Source organism: Corynebacterium liangguodongii, from assembly GCF_003070865.1.
In the GTDB taxonomy this organism is placed as follows: Bacteria; Actinomycetota; Actinomycetes; order Mycobacteriales; family Mycobacteriaceae; genus Corynebacterium; species Corynebacterium liangguodongii.
This window is the reverse complement of record NZ_CP026948.1, coordinates 661,282-677,202: the sequence shown is the minus strand read 5'-3', so window position 1 is coordinate 677,202 and position 15,921 is coordinate 661,282. Positions and strand designations below refer to the sequence as shown.

The 15,921-nt window shown below is 66.3% G+C and carries 16 protein-coding genes and 1 riboswitch; of the genes, 13 read left to right on the top strand and 3 right to left on the bottom strand.

The window, feature by feature from the left end; all coding sequences use genetic code 11:
* The first annotated feature begins 24 nt into the window (after positions 1 to 24).
* The gene (locus C3E79_RS03230; protein ID WP_108403608.1) at positions 25 to 720 is read left to right on the top strand and encodes a hypothetical protein; all 696 of its coding nucleotides are present in this window, start codon (positions 25 to 27) and stop codon (positions 718 to 720) included.
* Here the strand turns inward: C3E79_RS03230 and C3E79_RS03225 are convergent.
* Positions 717 to 1,433, bottom strand: coding sequence for a DUF3027 domain-containing protein (locus C3E79_RS03225; protein WP_412778866.1), 717 nt, complete (start codon positions 1,431 to 1,433; stop codon positions 717 to 719). The two genes, C3E79_RS03230 and C3E79_RS03225, sit on opposite strands and share 4 nt — an antisense overlap.
* A gap of 39 nt (positions 1,434 to 1,472) precedes the next feature.
* Between C3E79_RS03225 and C3E79_RS03220 the strand changes: the two genes are divergently transcribed.
* Entirely contained in the window at positions 1,473 to 2,285 is an 813-nt protein-coding gene (locus C3E79_RS03220) for a glutaminyl-peptide cyclotransferase (RefSeq protein ID WP_108405025.1), read from the top strand.
* Between the two features lie 11 nt (positions 2,286 to 2,296).
* Complete coding sequence (locus C3E79_RS03215; protein ID WP_108403606.1) at positions 2,297 to 2,791, top strand: DUF2771 domain-containing protein; 495 nt, start codon at positions 2,297 to 2,299, stop codon at positions 2,789 to 2,791.
* Here the strand turns inward: C3E79_RS03215 and C3E79_RS03210 are convergent.
* Positions 2,788 to 3,171 carry a cold-shock protein gene (locus tag C3E79_RS03210; RefSeq protein ID WP_108403605.1) on the bottom strand — a complete coding sequence of 128 codons (384 nt, stop codon included), beginning with the start codon at positions 3,169 to 3,171 and terminating at the stop codon, positions 2,788 to 2,790. The two genes, C3E79_RS03215 and C3E79_RS03210, sit on opposite strands and share 4 nt — an antisense overlap.
* A 226-nt stretch (positions 3,172 to 3,397) precedes the next feature.
* A riboswitch (cyclic di-AMP (ydaO/yuaA leader) is annotated at positions 3,398 to 3,559 on the top strand.
* 8 nt (positions 3,560 to 3,567) lie between these two features.
* Here C3E79_RS03210 and C3E79_RS03205 point away from each other — a divergent pair.
* Positions 3,568 to 4,215: a resuscitation-promoting factor Rpf1 domain-containing protein gene (locus C3E79_RS03205; RefSeq protein ID WP_108403604.1), complete on the top strand. Its 648-nt coding sequence runs from the start codon at positions 3,568 to 3,570 to the stop codon at positions 4,213 to 4,215.
* A gap of 70 nt (positions 4,216 to 4,285) precedes the next feature.
* Here the strand turns inward: C3E79_RS03205 and C3E79_RS03200 are convergent, their stop codons facing one another.
* Positions 4,286 to 4,480 (bottom strand): hypothetical protein, encoded by a 195-nt coding sequence (locus C3E79_RS03200; protein ID WP_108403603.1) that lies wholly within the window; start codon positions 4,478 to 4,480, stop codon positions 4,286 to 4,288.
* On the opposite strand from C3E79_RS03200, the gene C3E79_RS03195 reads away from it, so the two are divergent.
* From C3E79_RS03195 to C3E79_RS03155, 9 genes are all read left to right on the top strand, one after another.
* A complete protein-coding gene (locus C3E79_RS03195; RefSeq protein WP_235840646.1) occupies positions 4,479 to 6,632 on the top strand; it encodes a helicase-associated domain-containing protein in 2,154 nt (717 codons plus the stop codon). The two genes, C3E79_RS03200 and C3E79_RS03195, sit on opposite strands and share 2 nt — an antisense overlap.
* Positions 6,633 to 6,681: 49 nt before the next feature.
* The gene (locus tag C3E79_RS03190) at positions 6,682 to 6,939 is read left to right on the top strand and encodes a helix-turn-helix transcriptional regulator (RefSeq protein WP_108403602.1); all 258 of its coding nucleotides are present in this window, start codon (positions 6,682 to 6,684) and stop codon (positions 6,937 to 6,939) included.
* Positions 6,936 to 7,484, top strand: a complete 549-nt coding sequence (locus C3E79_RS03185) for a hypothetical protein (protein ID WP_108403601.1) — start codon at positions 6,936 to 6,938, stop codon at positions 7,482 to 7,484. Before C3E79_RS03190 ends, C3E79_RS03185 begins: the two co-directional genes overlap by 4 nt.
* Before the next feature lie 3 nt (positions 7,485 to 7,487).
* The gene (locus C3E79_RS03180; RefSeq protein ID WP_108403600.1) at positions 7,488 to 8,369 is read left to right on the top strand and encodes an ABC transporter ATP-binding protein; all 882 of its coding nucleotides are present in this window, start codon (positions 7,488 to 7,490) and stop codon (positions 8,367 to 8,369) included.
* Positions 8,369 to 9,565, top strand: coding sequence for an ABC transporter permease (locus C3E79_RS03175; RefSeq protein ID WP_108403599.1), 1,197 nt, complete (start codon positions 8,369 to 8,371; stop codon positions 9,563 to 9,565). The genes C3E79_RS03180 and C3E79_RS03175 overlap by 1 nt, the downstream gene beginning before the upstream one ends.
* Positions 9,566 to 9,589: 24 nt before the next feature.
* Positions 9,590 to 11,233 carry a DNA repair helicase XPB gene (locus tag C3E79_RS03170; protein WP_108403598.1) on the top strand — a complete coding sequence of 548 codons (1,644 nt, stop codon included), beginning with the start codon at positions 9,590 to 9,592 and terminating at the stop codon, positions 11,231 to 11,233.
* A 9-nt stretch (positions 11,234 to 11,242) separates the two neighbouring features.
* Positions 11,243 to 11,854, top strand: a complete 612-nt coding sequence (locus C3E79_RS03165; RefSeq protein ID WP_108403597.1) for a DUF3239 domain-containing protein — start codon at positions 11,243 to 11,245, stop codon at positions 11,852 to 11,854.
* A 138-nt stretch (positions 11,855 to 11,992) separates the two neighbouring features.
* Positions 11,993 to 14,161, top strand: a complete 2,169-nt coding sequence (locus C3E79_RS03160) for a YhgE/Pip family protein (protein WP_235840647.1) — start codon at positions 11,993 to 11,995, stop codon at positions 14,159 to 14,161.
* 236 nt (positions 14,162 to 14,397) lie between these two features.
* Positions 14,398 to 15,921, top strand: coding sequence for an ABC transporter substrate-binding protein (locus C3E79_RS03155; RefSeq protein WP_158268496.1), 1,524 nt, complete (start codon positions 14,398 to 14,400; stop codon positions 15,919 to 15,921).

The window sequence follows — 15,921 nt, the reverse complement described above, 5'->3', positions numbered from 1 at the left end:
ATCCACACGCGAAGGAGCACCGGGGTGAGCGAACCGATTGTGCTGACGTTCCTCGTCGCCGACGGGATGGTTGTCGACGCACCCGCCTACGCCGCGGCGCTGCGCCGCGCCGGGGTGCCGTCCTCGGAGATCAACCGGTTGCGCATCCAGCTCGCCACCCTCACGGGAACGCGGCGCGTGATTCTCGAGGTCTCCGGGGGAGTCTCCCTCTCCCTGCGGCCGCTCCCGCCGGCGCCGAGCGAGATCACCGTGGAGGCGCACCCCATCCGCGACGAGCGCACCGCCCCGCAACACTTCGGCCCGGACCTGGGGTGGCAGCGGGGCGCGCTGGCGCGGCTGCGGGCGCACGAGGGCCTGCTTATCGACGCCTCATCGAGGATCCCCCAGGCAATCTGCGCTCCCCTTCTCACCGTCTCTGCCGGCATCGCGCGCGTGTCCACCCACCCCGCAACCACCCCCTCGATCGCCCTCGACGGGGTGGTGGAGATCCTCTCCGAGCTCGGTGCGGTCATCGAAGAGGTACCCGGATTCCAGCTACGGGAGCTCCTCTCCACGGAGACGTGGGTGGTCGACCCCATCTACGGGGCGCGTGTGGTCTCCCACTGGCGGGAATACGGGGCGATCCTGCCCGGCCGCACCCTTCTCGAGCGCGGGGGCATGCCCACGCACCGCGACGTCAACGAACTGCGCCGCGAGCGCGCGGTGCTGATCTCGCGCTAGAAGACGGGGAGCTCGTCGTCGTAGAGCGTCTCTGCCTCGCCGAGGTCCGATTCCTCCAGGCGCGTCTCCGAGTGCGCGCCGCAGCCGTAGCTGGCGGCCACGACCCTCCCGTCGGCGGAGTATTCGTTGGCGCATACCCCGAAGTTCTCCCCGATCGGCTCCGCGGCCGGGATGTAGAACGCGCAGGTGCGGCAGTGCATGGCCGCCTTTTCCGCGAACTCGCTATTGGGCCCGAACTCCCCTGTGCGCCACCGCTGCTTGGCCTCCTCGAGCCCCTTCTTCGTGAGGTACTGGGCGCTGTCGCGCCCGACGAAGGTGACCGCGTCGGCAGCAAAGGAGTCCGCGGTGAGGCGGTGGTCGTCCGGGGCGGGCTCCATGACATCGCCTGGGCCCAGGTCCCCCGGGCGCAGGCGCTCGGAATACGGAACCCACTCAGGGGCCTTGAGCGCGTCGCCCGCGGGGAGGAGGGCGACCTCGTTGACCGTGACGTGGCTCGAGCCCGTCGCGCAGGCAAGCACCGCGTTCCACTCCCACCCCGGGTAGCCGGGCACGTCCGCTTCGAACCGGTGGGTGGCCACGTTGGCGCTCACCCCTGTGAGGCCGATGTGGGCGCCGATGGTTCCCTCGGCGATTTCCTCAAGGGCCCGCCGCGCGGTCTCTACGGCGCGGGACCCGATGAGCGGGCTTGCGTTTCGGTTCCTGGACTGAGACACGTGCCCTATTATGCGCCACGCGCGACGCGCTGGGGCATGATGGGTCCCATGTCTCGCGCTGGATTCCCCGCCCTCCTCGCCGCGGCCTTCCTTCCCCTGTGCGTGGTGTCCTGCGGGGCGCCCACCGCGCAGGACGCCGCCGATCCCGTCGAGCGGCTCGTGGCCGCGGAGGTGGCGCGCTATCCCTTTAATCCCGACAGCTTCACCCAGGGCTTAGAGGTCGGCCCCGACGGCAACGTGGTGGTGGGCACGGGGCAATACGGGCTCTCGCGCATCTACCGCTCGACGCCCGACGGTGAGGAGCTTGCGAGCGCGGTGCTCGATCCACGGTTTTTCGGCGAGGGCCTCACGCGGGTTGGCGACTCGATCTGGCAGCTCACGTGGAAAGAAGGAGTGGCGATCAAGCGCGACGCGGCGAGCTTGGAGGAGACCGGGCGGGCGAGTTATTCCGGGCAGGGGTGGGGGTTGTGCTCGCGCGGCGATGAGGTGATCTTCTCAGACGGCACCGCCGAGCTGCGGCGAATGGACCCCGTCACGTTCAGCGAGCGGGGGCGGTTGACGGTGACGCTGGAGGGCCAGCCCGTAGACCACCTCAACGAGCTCGAGTGCGTTGGCGATGAGATCTACGCCAACGTCTTCTTAAGCACGGACATTCTGCGTATCGACGCCTCAACGGGCGCCGTCACCGCAGTCATTGACGCCTCCGGCCTGCCGAACAACGCCGCCCCCGACCCCAACAACGTGCTCAACGGCATCGCCCACATCCCCGGGACCGACGAGTTCTACCTCGCCGGAAAGCGCTGGCCAGACCTCTACCGGGTCCGCTTCGTGGCGGCCCCGGCGGCACACTAGGGTGGTGAGCCATGAAAAACAGATCCTGGCTGCTCTCAGCTGTCATCTTGTTCGGCGCGCTGGTCCTGGTGGCCGGCTTCTACGCGTTTTCGCGCTGGCAGCAATCGCGCCCGTCCACCCCGGTGGGCCAGCTCAGCGTATCCGTGACCGCGGGTGAGGTAAGCCGCGAGGTCGACCCGTACACCGTCTGCCCCCTCGACGAGCAGTGCGACGGCGGGCAACCGCCCACCATACCGCTCGAGGGCGCCGACGAGGTCACGCTCGACGTGCCCTCAGAGGTCGCACAGTCGAGCTGGCGGCTGCTGAGCATCTACGACGACCCGGCCGCCAACGGCGAGGAGGTCTTCCCCTCCGGCGAGGCCACCACGGCGACGGTCCCCGCCGTCAAGGGGGAGGCGCACCTCGTTGTGGTTGAGGTCTCCACGCTCGCCGTGGATACCGACGCGGCCGGGGAGGAGACCCCGGTGGTGGCGACGTGGTCCGTTGGCTTCGAGCCCGGCGCTTAGGCGTCGAGCTCCTTGGCCACGGCGCGCAAGATCTCCGCAACCTGTTTGCCGTGTGCTCGCTCCGGGTAGCGCCCGGCCTCGAGCGCCGGCTGAATCTGGGTCTCTAGCACCGTCATCATGTCGGCGAGCAGCTTGTTGAGCTCCTCTGGCTTGTAGCGGTGCGAGGGACGCCGCTTGGGGGATTCGAGCACTCGCACGCGCAGCGCCTGCGGCCCCCGGCGCCCCGCGGCGAAATCGAACTCGATGCGCTGGCCCGCGACGAGCTCCTCAACACCGTCGGGCAAGACGTTCTTGCCCACGAAGACGTCCTCGTCCCCGGGGTTTGACGCGAAGCCGAATCCCTTCTCGGCGTCGTACCACTTCACTTTCCCTACCGGCATGCCTTTGGTTCCTCCTTGTCAAAACGATCATTCTACAACGGCAGTCAAGCCACTATGACACACGTCACATCGATGGGGCGAGGCGCCGTCGACCAGTGCGTTTTCTGCACCCGACCGCTTACGCGTGGCCCAAGTTAATCCGATTTGTGCCCTCTGCGTGACTAAATCGTTACAAACCGATATAGTCGCCCGCATACCCCTCAACGGGGAGAGAACCTAATACATTCCGACAGCCACGCCGAATCCCGCCCGGCTACCAGGGGGCGGGAGCGGAGGACCCACCTTCTCTGGAGGCCTTGGTCTCCTTGGGGTGAAGCCGCAGCCCGCGGCCTGGCACCTACAGCCAGAACCCGACAGCTAACTTCGCAGGCGGTCAAAGAAGAGAGGACACACCACATGGGACGCCACACCAAGCAGACCGCATCGTTTGCCAAGAAGGCGCTCGCCGGCACCGCAGCGGCCGCCGCGCTCAGCGGCATCGCCGCCCCGGCCGCGCAGGCCGCACCCGACTCCGACTGGGACCGCCTGGCACAGTGCGAGGCTGGCGGGAATTGGCAGATCAACACGGGCAACGGCTACCACGGCGGCCTGCAGTTCTCCCCCTCGACCTGGCGCGCCTACGGCGGCGAGCAGTTCGCCCCTTACGCCTACCAGGCAACCCGCGAGGAGCAGATCATCGTTGCCGAGCGCACCCTGGCCGCCCAGGGCTGGGGCGCGTGGCCCGCCTGCTCGGCGAGCCTCGGCCTAAACTCCGCGCCGACCAACCGCGACGCGCAGCCTGCGGCACCCGCACCCGCTCCGGAACCCGCGCCTGAGGCGGCGCCCGCCCCGGCCCCTGCGCAGACCACCCAGGTCGATGCGCTCTACAACGCCGTCGCCGAGGCGCTGAGCGAGTACAACCTCCAGGTCCCGGCCCACGTCCAGGCGAACTACGCGGCCAACCGCGACAACTACAACGACTTCTACCAGGCCAACAAGTCCCTGATCGACGCAGCGCTCGGCGGGGATATGAACTCCGCAATCGCGCAGCTCTCCAGCCGCTAGGCGCGACACAAGGAAGAGACATAAAGAAACGCCCTGCCGTGCGGCGGGGCGTTTGTCGTGCGCGCGCAGGCTAGCCGTTAAAGCGGGTCGTCGTGTGCACGTAGCCGATCTCTTCGTAAGGGAGCGGCAGGATGAGCTCGTCGCCAAACGGGCTGGAGGCGCCCGCCAGCTTGGAGGAGATCTCGGTCACCGGGTGACCGTTACCGGGAGTGTCTACTGGCCACGCCGGGTTAGCGCGGCCGATCTTGTCAACGTTGGAAGCCATGGAGTTATTGTTTCATGTCGACGCCGAAATCGCACGTAGTATTGCCCCCGATATGTCTGTGATGTACTCCGCACTCGGGGAGATGAGCGAAGGCGAGCTGCGCCGCATCATCGCCCACCGGCCTGACGTCGCCTACCCCACCCCGCCCTCGCTGGCGGCGCTGGCAACCCGCCTCGCACTCCCCGGCTCGATCGCGCGGGTCCTGCGCACCCTCACGGCGGCGGAGATCGCGGTGTTGGAGGTCCTTGGCGACTACGGCGCGGAGCTCGAACCCGTTGCCCTCGAGCGAGTTGACCTCCCCGTCGACCTCCCGCGGTGCGCCGCCCGGTTGCGCGACCGCGCCCTTATCGTCGGGCCTGATGATGCGCTGCGCCTCGCCCCCGGGGCGCTCTCCGCCCTTCCCCCAGGTTGGCGCATCCTCGATCCGGCGCCCGAGGGGCTCGCGGAGGTGCTCGCTGGGCTAGGTCAGCGCGAACGATCCGTACTAGAAACCTTGGCCTCGGCGGGATCGATCGGCACCTCTCGCGCGGCCGCGCCCGACGCGGACCCGGAGCTGCCGGTCCCGCGACTCATTTCGCGCGGCCTCCTGGTGCGGGTGAACTCCCAAACCGTGCGCCTACCCCGGCCCGTGCGCGAGGCGCTGCGGGGCGGCACACCCCGGTCCTACCCGCTCTCCCCGCGGCCGGCCGGCGAAGCCGTCGAGCCCTCCCTCGTCAGCTCCTCCTCCGCGGCTGCCGGACTCGACGCCGTGCGCCAGGTGCGCGGCGTGATCACGCGGCTCATCGGCGCCCCCATCGCGTTGCTCAAGGACGGCAGCCTCGGGGTGCGCGCCACGGCCGCGCTAGGCAAGGAGCTGGGATTCGACCCGGCGCTCGCGGTAACCGTCGCGGAGTCCGCCGGGCTCATCGGGCGCGGCGACATCGACGCTGCGGACTGCCTCGCCGCAACCCGGGAGGGCCTGGCCTGGCTGGATGCGCCGTTGTACCAACAGTGGGCGGTCGTGCTGTGCGGGTGGTTCGCCTCACCGTGGCGCACGGAGCTAGACCGGAAGCTGCTAAGCGAAGAGATGCGCGCTCCGGAAATCCGCTGGGAGCGCAGGGGCGTCGTCACGCAACTGCGAGAAGGGCCGCTTGACCGCGAGGACCTCGGGGCGAACCTGCACCACTTCGCGCCGCTTATGGCCTCGGGGCTGTCGTACGCGTTGATCGATAAGGTCGTCGAGGAGGGCCACGCGATCGGCGCACTAGCACACGATATGGTGTCTCCCCCTGCTCGGGCGCTGCTTGACGGGGCGGATATCGCCGCGGCCACGCGCGAGATGGTCCCCGCCGAGGTGGACTACGTCATCGCACAGGCCGACATGACCATCCTTGCCCCCGGCCCGCTCGCCCCGGAAGTGGCCACCACCCTCGAGGCGTTCGCGGACCTCGAATCCCCCGGGATCGCTAGCCTCTACCGGGTCACCGACGCCTCCATCAAGCGCGCTCTCGACGCCGGACGCACCGCCGAAGAGCTTCAGGCCTGGCTCGAGCGCCACTGCGCCGGGGAGGTCCCGCAGGCCATGCGCTTCGCAATCACCGATGCCGCCAGGCACCATGGCGCGCTGCGCGCCGGGGCCGCAATGAGCTACCTGCGAAGCCGCGATGAGGCCCTGCTCGCGGCCGCTGCCTCCGAGGTCGAGGGCTTAAGAGTCATCGCCCCCACCGTCGCGGTATCAGATGCCAGCGTGTCCCAACTCGTAGCGCAGCTGCGCGCCGCGGGGTTCCACCCGGCGGCGGAGGATGCCTCGGGCGCCACGCTGAACACGCACGAGGACCCGTTGCTCGTCGCCCCGACTCCCTCGTCACTGCCGAAGGAACGCGCGGTTGATGAGGCGCAGCTTGATCGGGTCGTCGCCACGCTGCGCTCGACGAGCGCCGACGAGGGCGCCGGTGAAGGAGAGGGCGAGGAGGGCTTTTTTGCCACTTTGCAGTCCGCGGCGCGCTCGCGCAGGCACGTCACCATCGGGTACGTGGACAAAGACGGGCGGGGGCGCCTTATGACCGTGTTGCCGCTGACCGTGGGCGCGGGCCGCCTCGACGCCCTCGACGAGGCAACCGACCGGGTGGTGCGGGTAGAGCTGCCGAGGATCACGCGGGTAGTTGTGGCGTAGTAATTGAAAACCCTTGACGCATTGTTGTATTTATGCAACACTATATTGTGTGTCCCCAAGAAAGCAGGCGAAAAAGCCAATCTATAACAGGATCCGCGTGCTGCGCACGGAGCGGGACATGTCGCGCGCGCAGCTCGCCGAGCTTGTCGACGTCAACCCCCAAACCATCGGCGCCATCGAACGCGGCGACCACTCCCCCAGCCTGGATCTCGCCATGAGCATCTGTGAGGCCTTCGAGCTGCCGGTCGAGGCCGTGTTCTCTCGCACCGCACCCCAGCCCATGTCCAAGGAGCTCTACAGAACATGACCATCGAACTCTCCTCATCCCGTGAGCGGGCGCTCAGGCGCTGGCGGCGCATCGAGGCCCGGCAAGAAACGTGGGCCGGACGGCAACGTCGCCTCAGCCGCCCTGGTCCGACGAAAGCCTTAACAACGACGTATGCCGCGGCACTCTCGATCGCGCTTTGTGTATGGATCGCCGCGAACTTTTTGACCCCAACTCCGCTGCTTCTGGGCATATACATCGCCGCCTTGATCGCCGCGATGTTCGCAATCACCCTGCTGCGCATCAGCATCGGCAGTCGCGACAGGGCACCTGCGGCGGTACTTGATGATTACGAAGCCGAGGTACTGTCCCTGTGGCGCAGCCGCGCCTTGACCGCAATGTCCATCGCCCTCTTCTCAGGCGGCGCGGCGTTCGCGTTCATTTACCCGCTCGCCTCCTCGAGCTCAGCCGCCGCATCCCAGGTGGCGGTAAACGCGGGGCTGTACATGATCTTCGTCTACCTCGCCGTGGCGACCCTACCCACCGCAGGCTACGCCGCCACCTTCAACCGCAACCCGGAGGAATAAACGATGCCTAGTTTGACCATTTCCCACTTGCACAAGCGTTTCGGAGACATCCAGGCACTCAGCGACATGAGCTTCAGCGTCAACCCTGGCGAGATCTACGGCTTCGTCGGATCCAATGGTGCCGGCAAGTCAACCACGATGCGCATCGCGCTGGGAGTGCTGAAGGCAGACGAAGGCGAAGTACGCTTCGGTGAGCACCCGCTTGATAACGACACCCGCCGTCGCATTGGCTATATGCCAGAGGAGCGCGGCCTGTACGGCAAGGAAAAGATCCTCGACCAGTTGGTCTTCCTGGCCAAGCTGCACGGTCTGACGCAGGTTGCGGCCACCCGAAACGCCACCGACCTGCTCGAGGAACTTGGCCTCGGCGAACGCGTGGCTGACAAGCTCGACGACCTCTCGCTCGGAAACCAGCAGCGCGTCCAGCTCGCCGCGAGCCTCATCCACGACCCCGACGTACTCATCCTTGATGAGCCCTTTTCCGGCCTCGACCCCGTCGCCGTCGACGTCATGAGCCGGATGCTCGTGAACCGTGCCCGTGGCAAAGGGATACCGGTGCTCTTCTCTTCCCACCAGCTCGACCTGGTGCAGCGCCTGTGCGACCGCGTTGGCATCGTCGCGCACGGCCGAATGGTGGCCGAAGGGACGGTCAATGAGCTCCGCTCGCGCGGCCCTGTGCTCTACCGTGTCGCAACAGCTGAGCGCGGCTGGTACCCGGAAGGCACAACCGTCGTGGCTGAGACGCCCGACCACGTCATCGTCGAGCCCCAGGCAGGCATCTCCGACCAGGAAATCCTGCGCGCCGCTCTCGCGGCCGGTGCAGTCCACGAATTCACCCGTGTCGTCCCGGACCTCACCGACCTGTTCAAGGAGGCAGTGCAGTAATGACTGGTTCCACGCACTATTCCCCCGTTCACACGATGCGCACCACCGCCCTGCGAGAGATCGAGCTGCTCATCCGCATGAAGTCGATCTGGGCGACGGTCATTCTCCTGCTCGTGGGTATCGTCGGCTTTTCCGCGTTCCTCGGCTGGCAAGCAAACAAGGCCGAGGACGACCTCAGGAGCCCGCTCGCGGTCGTCGGTGCCCCCGCTGAGGCATTCGCGGGGACCTCTTTCGAGCCGCGCGAGGCACAGAGCAGGCAAGAAGCGGAAGACCTCGTGCTAAGCGGCGAGGTGAAGGCCGCCGTTGTGGCGACCCCGCAGGGCTTCGAGGTGCTTGCCAGCGGCGAACCCCCGCTGAGCACTGTCTCGCAGGTCCAGACGATTGCAACGGGGCTTGCCCAGGCGGAGGCGCTGGGGCAGCTCGGGGTGAGCCCTGAGGATTACGCCGCGTCGCTGCCCCCGGCTGAGGTCACCGCGAACGACGTGTCTGCGGAATCGACCCCTGACGCCGACCCCGCGGACGGCGCGCGCATGGGAACTGCCATCGCCACGGTTTTCATCAGCATCTTCACGGTGTTCATTTTCGCCGCCAACGTGGGAAGCCGGGTGACTGTGGAGAAATCCTCCCGCGTCATCGAACTCATCCTGTCCGCGGTCCGCCCGCTCGATTTCTTGGCGGGAAAGATCGTCGGCAACGTACTCTTCGGCCTGGCAGCTACGGTGTTCATCGTCGGGGTGGGCGCGGCGTCCTTCGCGCTGGCGGGGCTCACGGAGTCCATCACCATCTCCTGGGGCATCTTGCCGCTCATGGCCGTCGGATGGCTTTTGTCCATGCTGTTCTTTAGCACCCTCTACGCTGCCGCCGGAGCAATAGTGCAGCGTACCGAGGACCTGCAGTCCACCCAGGGCCCCATCCTCATCCTCATGATGGCCGCTATGTACGTCCCGCTGTTCGGCATCGACAGCACGGACGCAACATGGATGCAGGTTGCCAGCTGGATCCCGCCGGTGTCGTTCTTTACCGCACCGCTAACGTACGCCGCGGGGGACTTCTCCATGGCCCAGCTCGTCTCCTCGCTGGCCCTCGGCTTGGTCGCCACCGTCGCCGCGATGTGGGTCGCGGCGAAGATCTACCGAAACTCGGTGCTCAACAACGGTTCGAAGATGACCTGGGCACAGGCGCTGAAGGCCTCCTAAGCACCCGGTGCTACGTTAGGGCGCATGCCTGCCTCGCTCGACGGACCCCTCATCGTCCAATCGGACAAGACGGTACTCCTCGAGGTCGGCCACCCGCTCGCGGGTCAGGCCCGCGCGGCGCTCGCGCCGTTTGCGGAGCTCGAGCGCGCGCCCGAGCACGTCCACACCTACCGCATCACCCCGCTGGCTCTGTGGAATGCGCGGGCCGCGGGGTTTGACGCGGAGCAGGCCGTCGATACGCTTGAGCGCTACTCGCGGTTTCCCGTGCCGCAATCGCTGCTTATCGACGTCGCCGAGACCATGGCCCGCTACGGCCGCATACAGCTGCTCAAAAGCCCCGCCCACGGGCTCGTCCTCGTGGCCGATTCCCCCGCCTTGCTCACCGAGGTCACCCGCCACAAGGCGATAAAACCGCTCGTCGGCGCCGCGATCGACGAGGTGACCATTCCCGTCCACCCCTCGGCGCGCGGGCGCATTAAGCAGGAGCTGACCAAGCTCGGCTGGCCGGTCGAGGACCTCGCCGGCTACGTCGACGGGGAATCACACCCCATCGAGCTCAACCATGACGGTTGGGAACTGCGCGACTACCAGGCCTATGCCACCCAGTCCTTCTGGGAGGGCGGCTCCGGGGTGGTCGTGCTGCCCTGCGGGGCGGGCAAGACCATCGTCGGCGCGGCATCGATGGCGCAGGCGAAGACCACGACGCTGATCCTGGTCACCAACACCGTGGCGGGCAGGCAGTGGCGAGATGAACTGCTGCGCCGCACCACCCTCACGCCGGAGGAGATCGGCGAGTACTCCGGCGAGCGCAAGGAGATCCGCCCGGTGACCATTGCCACCTACCAGGTGGTCACGCGCAAGACGAAGGGCGAGTACCGGGCGCTCGAGCTGTTCGATTCCCGCGACTGGGGCCTTATTATCTACGACGAGGTCCACCTGCTGCCCGCCCCGGTGTTCCGCATGGCGGCCGACCTGCAGTCGCGCCGTCGGCTCGGGCTCACCGCCACGCTCGTGCGTGAGGACGGCCGGGAAGACGACGTGTTCTCGCTCATTGGGCCCAAGCGCTACGACGCACCGTGGAAAGAGCTCGAATTAGCCGGCTACATCGCCACCGCCGAGTGCGTGGAGGTGCGCACGACGCTCACCTCCGAGGAGCGCATGGCCTACGCCACCGCGGAAACGCGGGAGCGCTACCGGATCGCGGCGTGCTCCCGGGGCAAAGATGGTGTCGTCGACAAGCTGCTCGCGCGCCACGCGGGCGACCAGGTGCTCATCATCGGTGGCTTCCTCGACCAGCTCGAAGGCCTCGCCGCACGCCTCGGCGCCCCGCTGGTCGACGGCAAGACGTCGACGAAGAAACGCGAGGCGGCCTTTGCAGCCTTCCGCAGCGGGGAGATCCGCACCCTCGTGGTGTCTAAGGTGGCCAACTTCTCTATCGACCTGCCCGAGGCCGGGGTCGGTATCCAGGTCTCGGGCACCTTCGGCTCCCGTCAGGAAGAGGCTCAGCGCCTCGGCCGCCTGCTGCGGCCGAAGGCCGACGGTGGCGGCGCGACCTTCTATACCGTCGTCGCCCGCGACAGCCTCGATGCCGAATACGCGGTGCGCAGGCAGCGCTTCCTCGCCGAGCAGGGCTACGCGTACCGCCTTGTGGACGCAGCGGACCTTTAATATGAGGCCATGACTGACTCCCCCTCCCACTTTCACTTCGCCGTCGACGAGGATTGGGCGAAGCAGCACAACGAGGTGCTGCGCGACACCAAGCTCCTCGTCGCCTCCGCCGTCGCGCTCTTTGTCATCTTCCTCGCCGCGGGCGCCGCGGTGTGGTTCCTCGTCGACCCGGCCTCGCCGTGGCGCCTGCTCGGCGGGCTCGGGCTGTCGCTGTTCGGGGTGATGATGCTCATCGTGGGCCTGGCCATCCCCCGCTCCGTGGGCACCGCTCAGTCCGTCTACGATTCGGCCACGCTCGCCCCCGCGATCATCGCCGATACACCGGGCACTCGGACGACGCTGCTCGCGCTTGTTGATTCCCCCACCCCGGCCCTCGTTGCCCGCGACGTCCAGGCGATCCCCCACGTCAATGCCGTTATCGGCGCGAAGGTCCCCGTCGCGGTGGCCGCTGGGCCCGTGATCACCCCGATGCCGATCGCGTGGGGGACGCCCGATCCGGGCGTCGTCACGCGAGCCGCATCTGAGATTAGCGACGCCCGCTGGCGCGCCCTCCGCAGCGCGAAAGGCCGATTAGAGGAGGTCCGCGCCGCGAAGAACGGCGTGCTCCCGATTAAGCCCTGACGAATGTGACGGGGGTAACCCCTACCGGTCTGCCATGCTGTCTATCACCGCAGAATTAGGTATGATTCACCCACTTCGTTTCTGCAACGAAATGTCAGCCGCCGAAGAGGTGGGAGATCATCCGAAAGGAAGACCGTAGTGTCAACTAGTTTCACCGCTGACGGGAACCGCCCCGGGGACGTTGCCGCCGGGGCGCAACGCACCGGAATTTCCCGCGTCCTTGATTGGCGCCCGTTGAGCACACTCGCCCGCGTCATCATCGTCCTCTGCCTCGTCATCCCCCTTCTCATAGCAGCGACATTTATGTGGGCCATGTGGGACCCTTCCAAGACACTTCCGAACGTTCCCCTCGCCGTGGTCAACCACGACAAGGGCGCCGAGCTCGATGGCCAGCAGCAAAACGTCGGCGACCAGGTCGTCGAAGGGCTCTTGCATACCGACTACCTCGCGTTCGAGGAGCTCTCCACGGAGGACGCCGCGATGGGGCTGAAGAAGGGCGACTACCTCTTCGTTGTCACCATCCCGGAGGATTTCTCCGAGCGCACCGTCTCCCTCATCTCGGACAACCCTCGCCAATCCGAGGTGCTTGTTGAATACAACGACTACGGCGGCACCAACGGCCAGGTCATCACCAACTCGCTGATCCCGCAGCTGCAGGCGCAGGTCGCGGCGACGATTGCCGAGAACTACGCAAAGCAAACTCTTACCGGCCTCAACTCCCTCGGCGACGGCATCAAGCGGGCCTCAGACGGCGCGACGCAGATCGACGACGGCGTGGGCCGGCTCCAAGAAGGCGCGGGCAGGGCCGTCGACGGCATCAACCAGCTCGACTCCGGCGCGACCGAGCTCAACAACGGCGCGGCCCAGCTCGACTCCGGCGCATCCGAGCTCAACAACGGCGCGGCCCAGCTCAACGACGGCGCGATCCAGCTCGAGGACGGCGCGATTCGGCTTCGCGACGGCATGGTCACGCTCAAGGACGGCACGGGCCAGCTTGGCGCCGGCGCCGCGCAGATCGACGGCGGCGTCCAAGAGCTCACCGGCACCCTCATCCCGCTGCTCGAGCAGGTCCAGTCCGTGGTCACCCAGGTCACCCCGGTGATCCAGACGCTGCGCTCGGCGGGGCTCAACGCCCAGGCCGATCAGCTCGAGGCCACCGTGAGCAAGCTCGACCCGGCCAACCCGGAGAACATGGTCGCCCAGCTCAACCTGCTGCGCAACGGCACCGCCGAGCTGAGCTGGAACCTCAACAGCCCCGATGCGCCTTACCTCGGCGGCGTGAACCAGCTCCTCGACGGCTCCCAGCAACTGGCGCAAGGCTCCACCCAGCTGCGTGAGGGTACCGACCGGCTCAAGGACGGCACCGTGCGCCTCAAGGACGGCACCACGCAGCTTGCCGACGGCACAGTGCGCCTCAAGGACGGCACCACGCAGCTTGCCGACGGCGGCGTGCAGCTCACCGGCGGCGTCGACCAGCTCAAGGACGGCACCAGCGAGCTCAAAGCGAAGCTCGACGAAGGCGCGGCGAAGGCACCAACGGTGCCCCAGCTCGACCGCTCCGCGCACCAGATGGCCGTGCCGATCGTCTTCGACGAGGCGAACCTCCACCCCGTCCAGGAGCTTGTCGACCCAGCGAACCCGACGGTGAAGTCCATCGAAAGCGGCTTCTCCCTCATCGTCATCCTCGTCTTCGGCTACCTCATCATGGCGGTGCTCTCCGCGCTGCTGCCCCACGTCGTGGGCCGCCGATCCGAGAGCAAGACCGGGGCGGGCCCCGTCCTGCGGGCATTTGGCCTCATCTTCGGCATCAACCTCCTCATCGTGGGCGTCTTTACCGCGATCGCGGTTCTTACCGGCTGGCGCCCGGCTCACTGGGGCTCCATGGCTGTCGTCCTCGCGCTCATTGCGGCCAACGGTGCAGCGATGTTCCAGTTCTTCCGCATCCTCTTCGGCCGCCTCATCGGTGGGCTGTTCTCCATCGGCTTCTTCGCCCTGGGCCTGTTCGTCTTCGGCGGAGTCTGGCCGCTGCCGACCATCCCCGGACCTCTGCAGTTCATCCACAACCTCCACCCGATGAGCCACGCCCGCTACGGCTTCATCCGCGCGGTCGAGGGGATTTACGACGGCCGCTTCTACGCCGCGCTGGCCGTCCTCGCGATCTTGAGTGCGGTCTCCCTCGTGCTCTCCATCCTCATCTACAACGCCCGCCGGAGTGGATCCGCTCAGGCGCTTGCCGAGGATAACCTCGTTGTCGCAGCGGCAGAGCGCCGCCCCGGCGAGGAACCGGTGGATTCGATCGTGCGCTAGCTGATCCTACGCGTCCCAGTGGCCCCTCTTTGAGGGGCCACTTTTTGCCTATTCCAGACTGGACTGTCTACGTAGCCAGTTTCCTACAGACAGCACCACCACCCCACCCACGCTGCATATATTCACCGAGAATATAACGCTGGCACCCGTAACAGACCGCGTGGTTCACTTTCCTATGTAAAAGAGAACATGCTCTCAAGGACGGTGCCCACGTGCGAACCCCTGGTCGCGGCCTAGTGGCCGTTGCAGCTGCTGCGGTCCTGACGGCTGGATGCACCTCCGCAGTCGACCGGCACATCGCCGCCGCGCACGGGAGCCCCGTCAGTGGCGGCACGGTGCGTATCGCGACAACTAACGATCTCACCCCCTCTCTGGTGTATTCGGGAACCAAGTCGTCCGAGACGACCCTCACCGGATTGGTCTACAACGAGCTGATCTCCTACCCGCCCGAGGGACTCGAGCCCCGGCCCGAGCTCGCAGAAGGCTGGAGTGTCTCGCCCGACGGCACCGTTATCTCTCTCGATTTGAGGCGCGACGTCACGTTCCACGACGGGCGCCCATTCACGTCTCGAGATGTCGCTTTTAGCCTTCGGGCATATTCCGATCCTGCGAATGCTGGGCAGCTCGCGCGCGTCGCCCAATTGATCGAAACCATCAACACCGACGACCCGCACCGCGTTGTGCTCACCCTTTCCCGACCTGCAAATAACATCTTTGACCTGCTTGCCGTCGTCCCCATCATCGATGAGAATTCCTTCGAGGAATGGAAGCACGGCAAAAGCTACATTGGGACAGGGCCGTTCATGTTCGAGAGATGGTACCCCGGATCGAGAGTCGAGTTTAAGGCGAATCGGGGCTATTGGGGCGGTCCGCCTCACATAGACGGGGTGGACATGCTCGTCACTCCGGACCAGAAAACCCAATTCTCCCAGCTGCGCTCCGGATCGATTGACGTTTTAGCTGATTCCGTACCGCGCGATGTAGCTGCACTCGACGGTAACCCCGCATTCAAGGTGGTAAGTGCCGAGGAGGCGGGCTCAATGGTCTATCTCGGGGCTAATGTGAGCACGCCGGCGCTGCAGGACCCACGGGTTCGAGAAGCCATTTCCCTAGCGATCGACCGCCATCGAATTGTCAGCGAGGTCTACTTGGACCGTGCCCGCGCAACGGTATTGCCCTGGTCCGAATACTCCCCCGCCTATGACGGTATGACGGACTCTGCGTCCCGGAACGTTGAGCGGGCGCGTGAGCTATTAGGAGGGTCGGAGGCTCCACGTCGTATCACGCTTTCATTTGCCTCCGATTCACTGGAGCATCGCACTGTTGCGCAAATCATCGCCGATAACCTGTCAGAGATTGGGATCGACGTCGAACTGGAACCAACTGAATACGCCGCGATGATTTCCCAGCTTCGCAGCGGATCGTTCCCGGGGCTTTGGGTCTTGGGCCATGGTTTTTCTCAGTACAACCCCTCGACGCTCGTCACTAGCGCTTTTCCATTTAACGCGGCAAAGAATTCGTCGAATTTTTCCGATCCGGATTACTCATCTGCAGTCGAAGCATCTTGGAATACGCCCGACCCAAGCTCAGAATCCGCACGCCAATCTTACTGGGCCCTCAATGCTGAGCTCGTTTCCAACGCTTTCGTCATGGAAATCGCAGCCCCCGAGACTGCGGTGATTACCGCGGGAAACCTGCACGACGTGACCTGGACAAAGAGAGGCGAGCTGGATCTTTCAGCCGCATATTTCACCCGATAG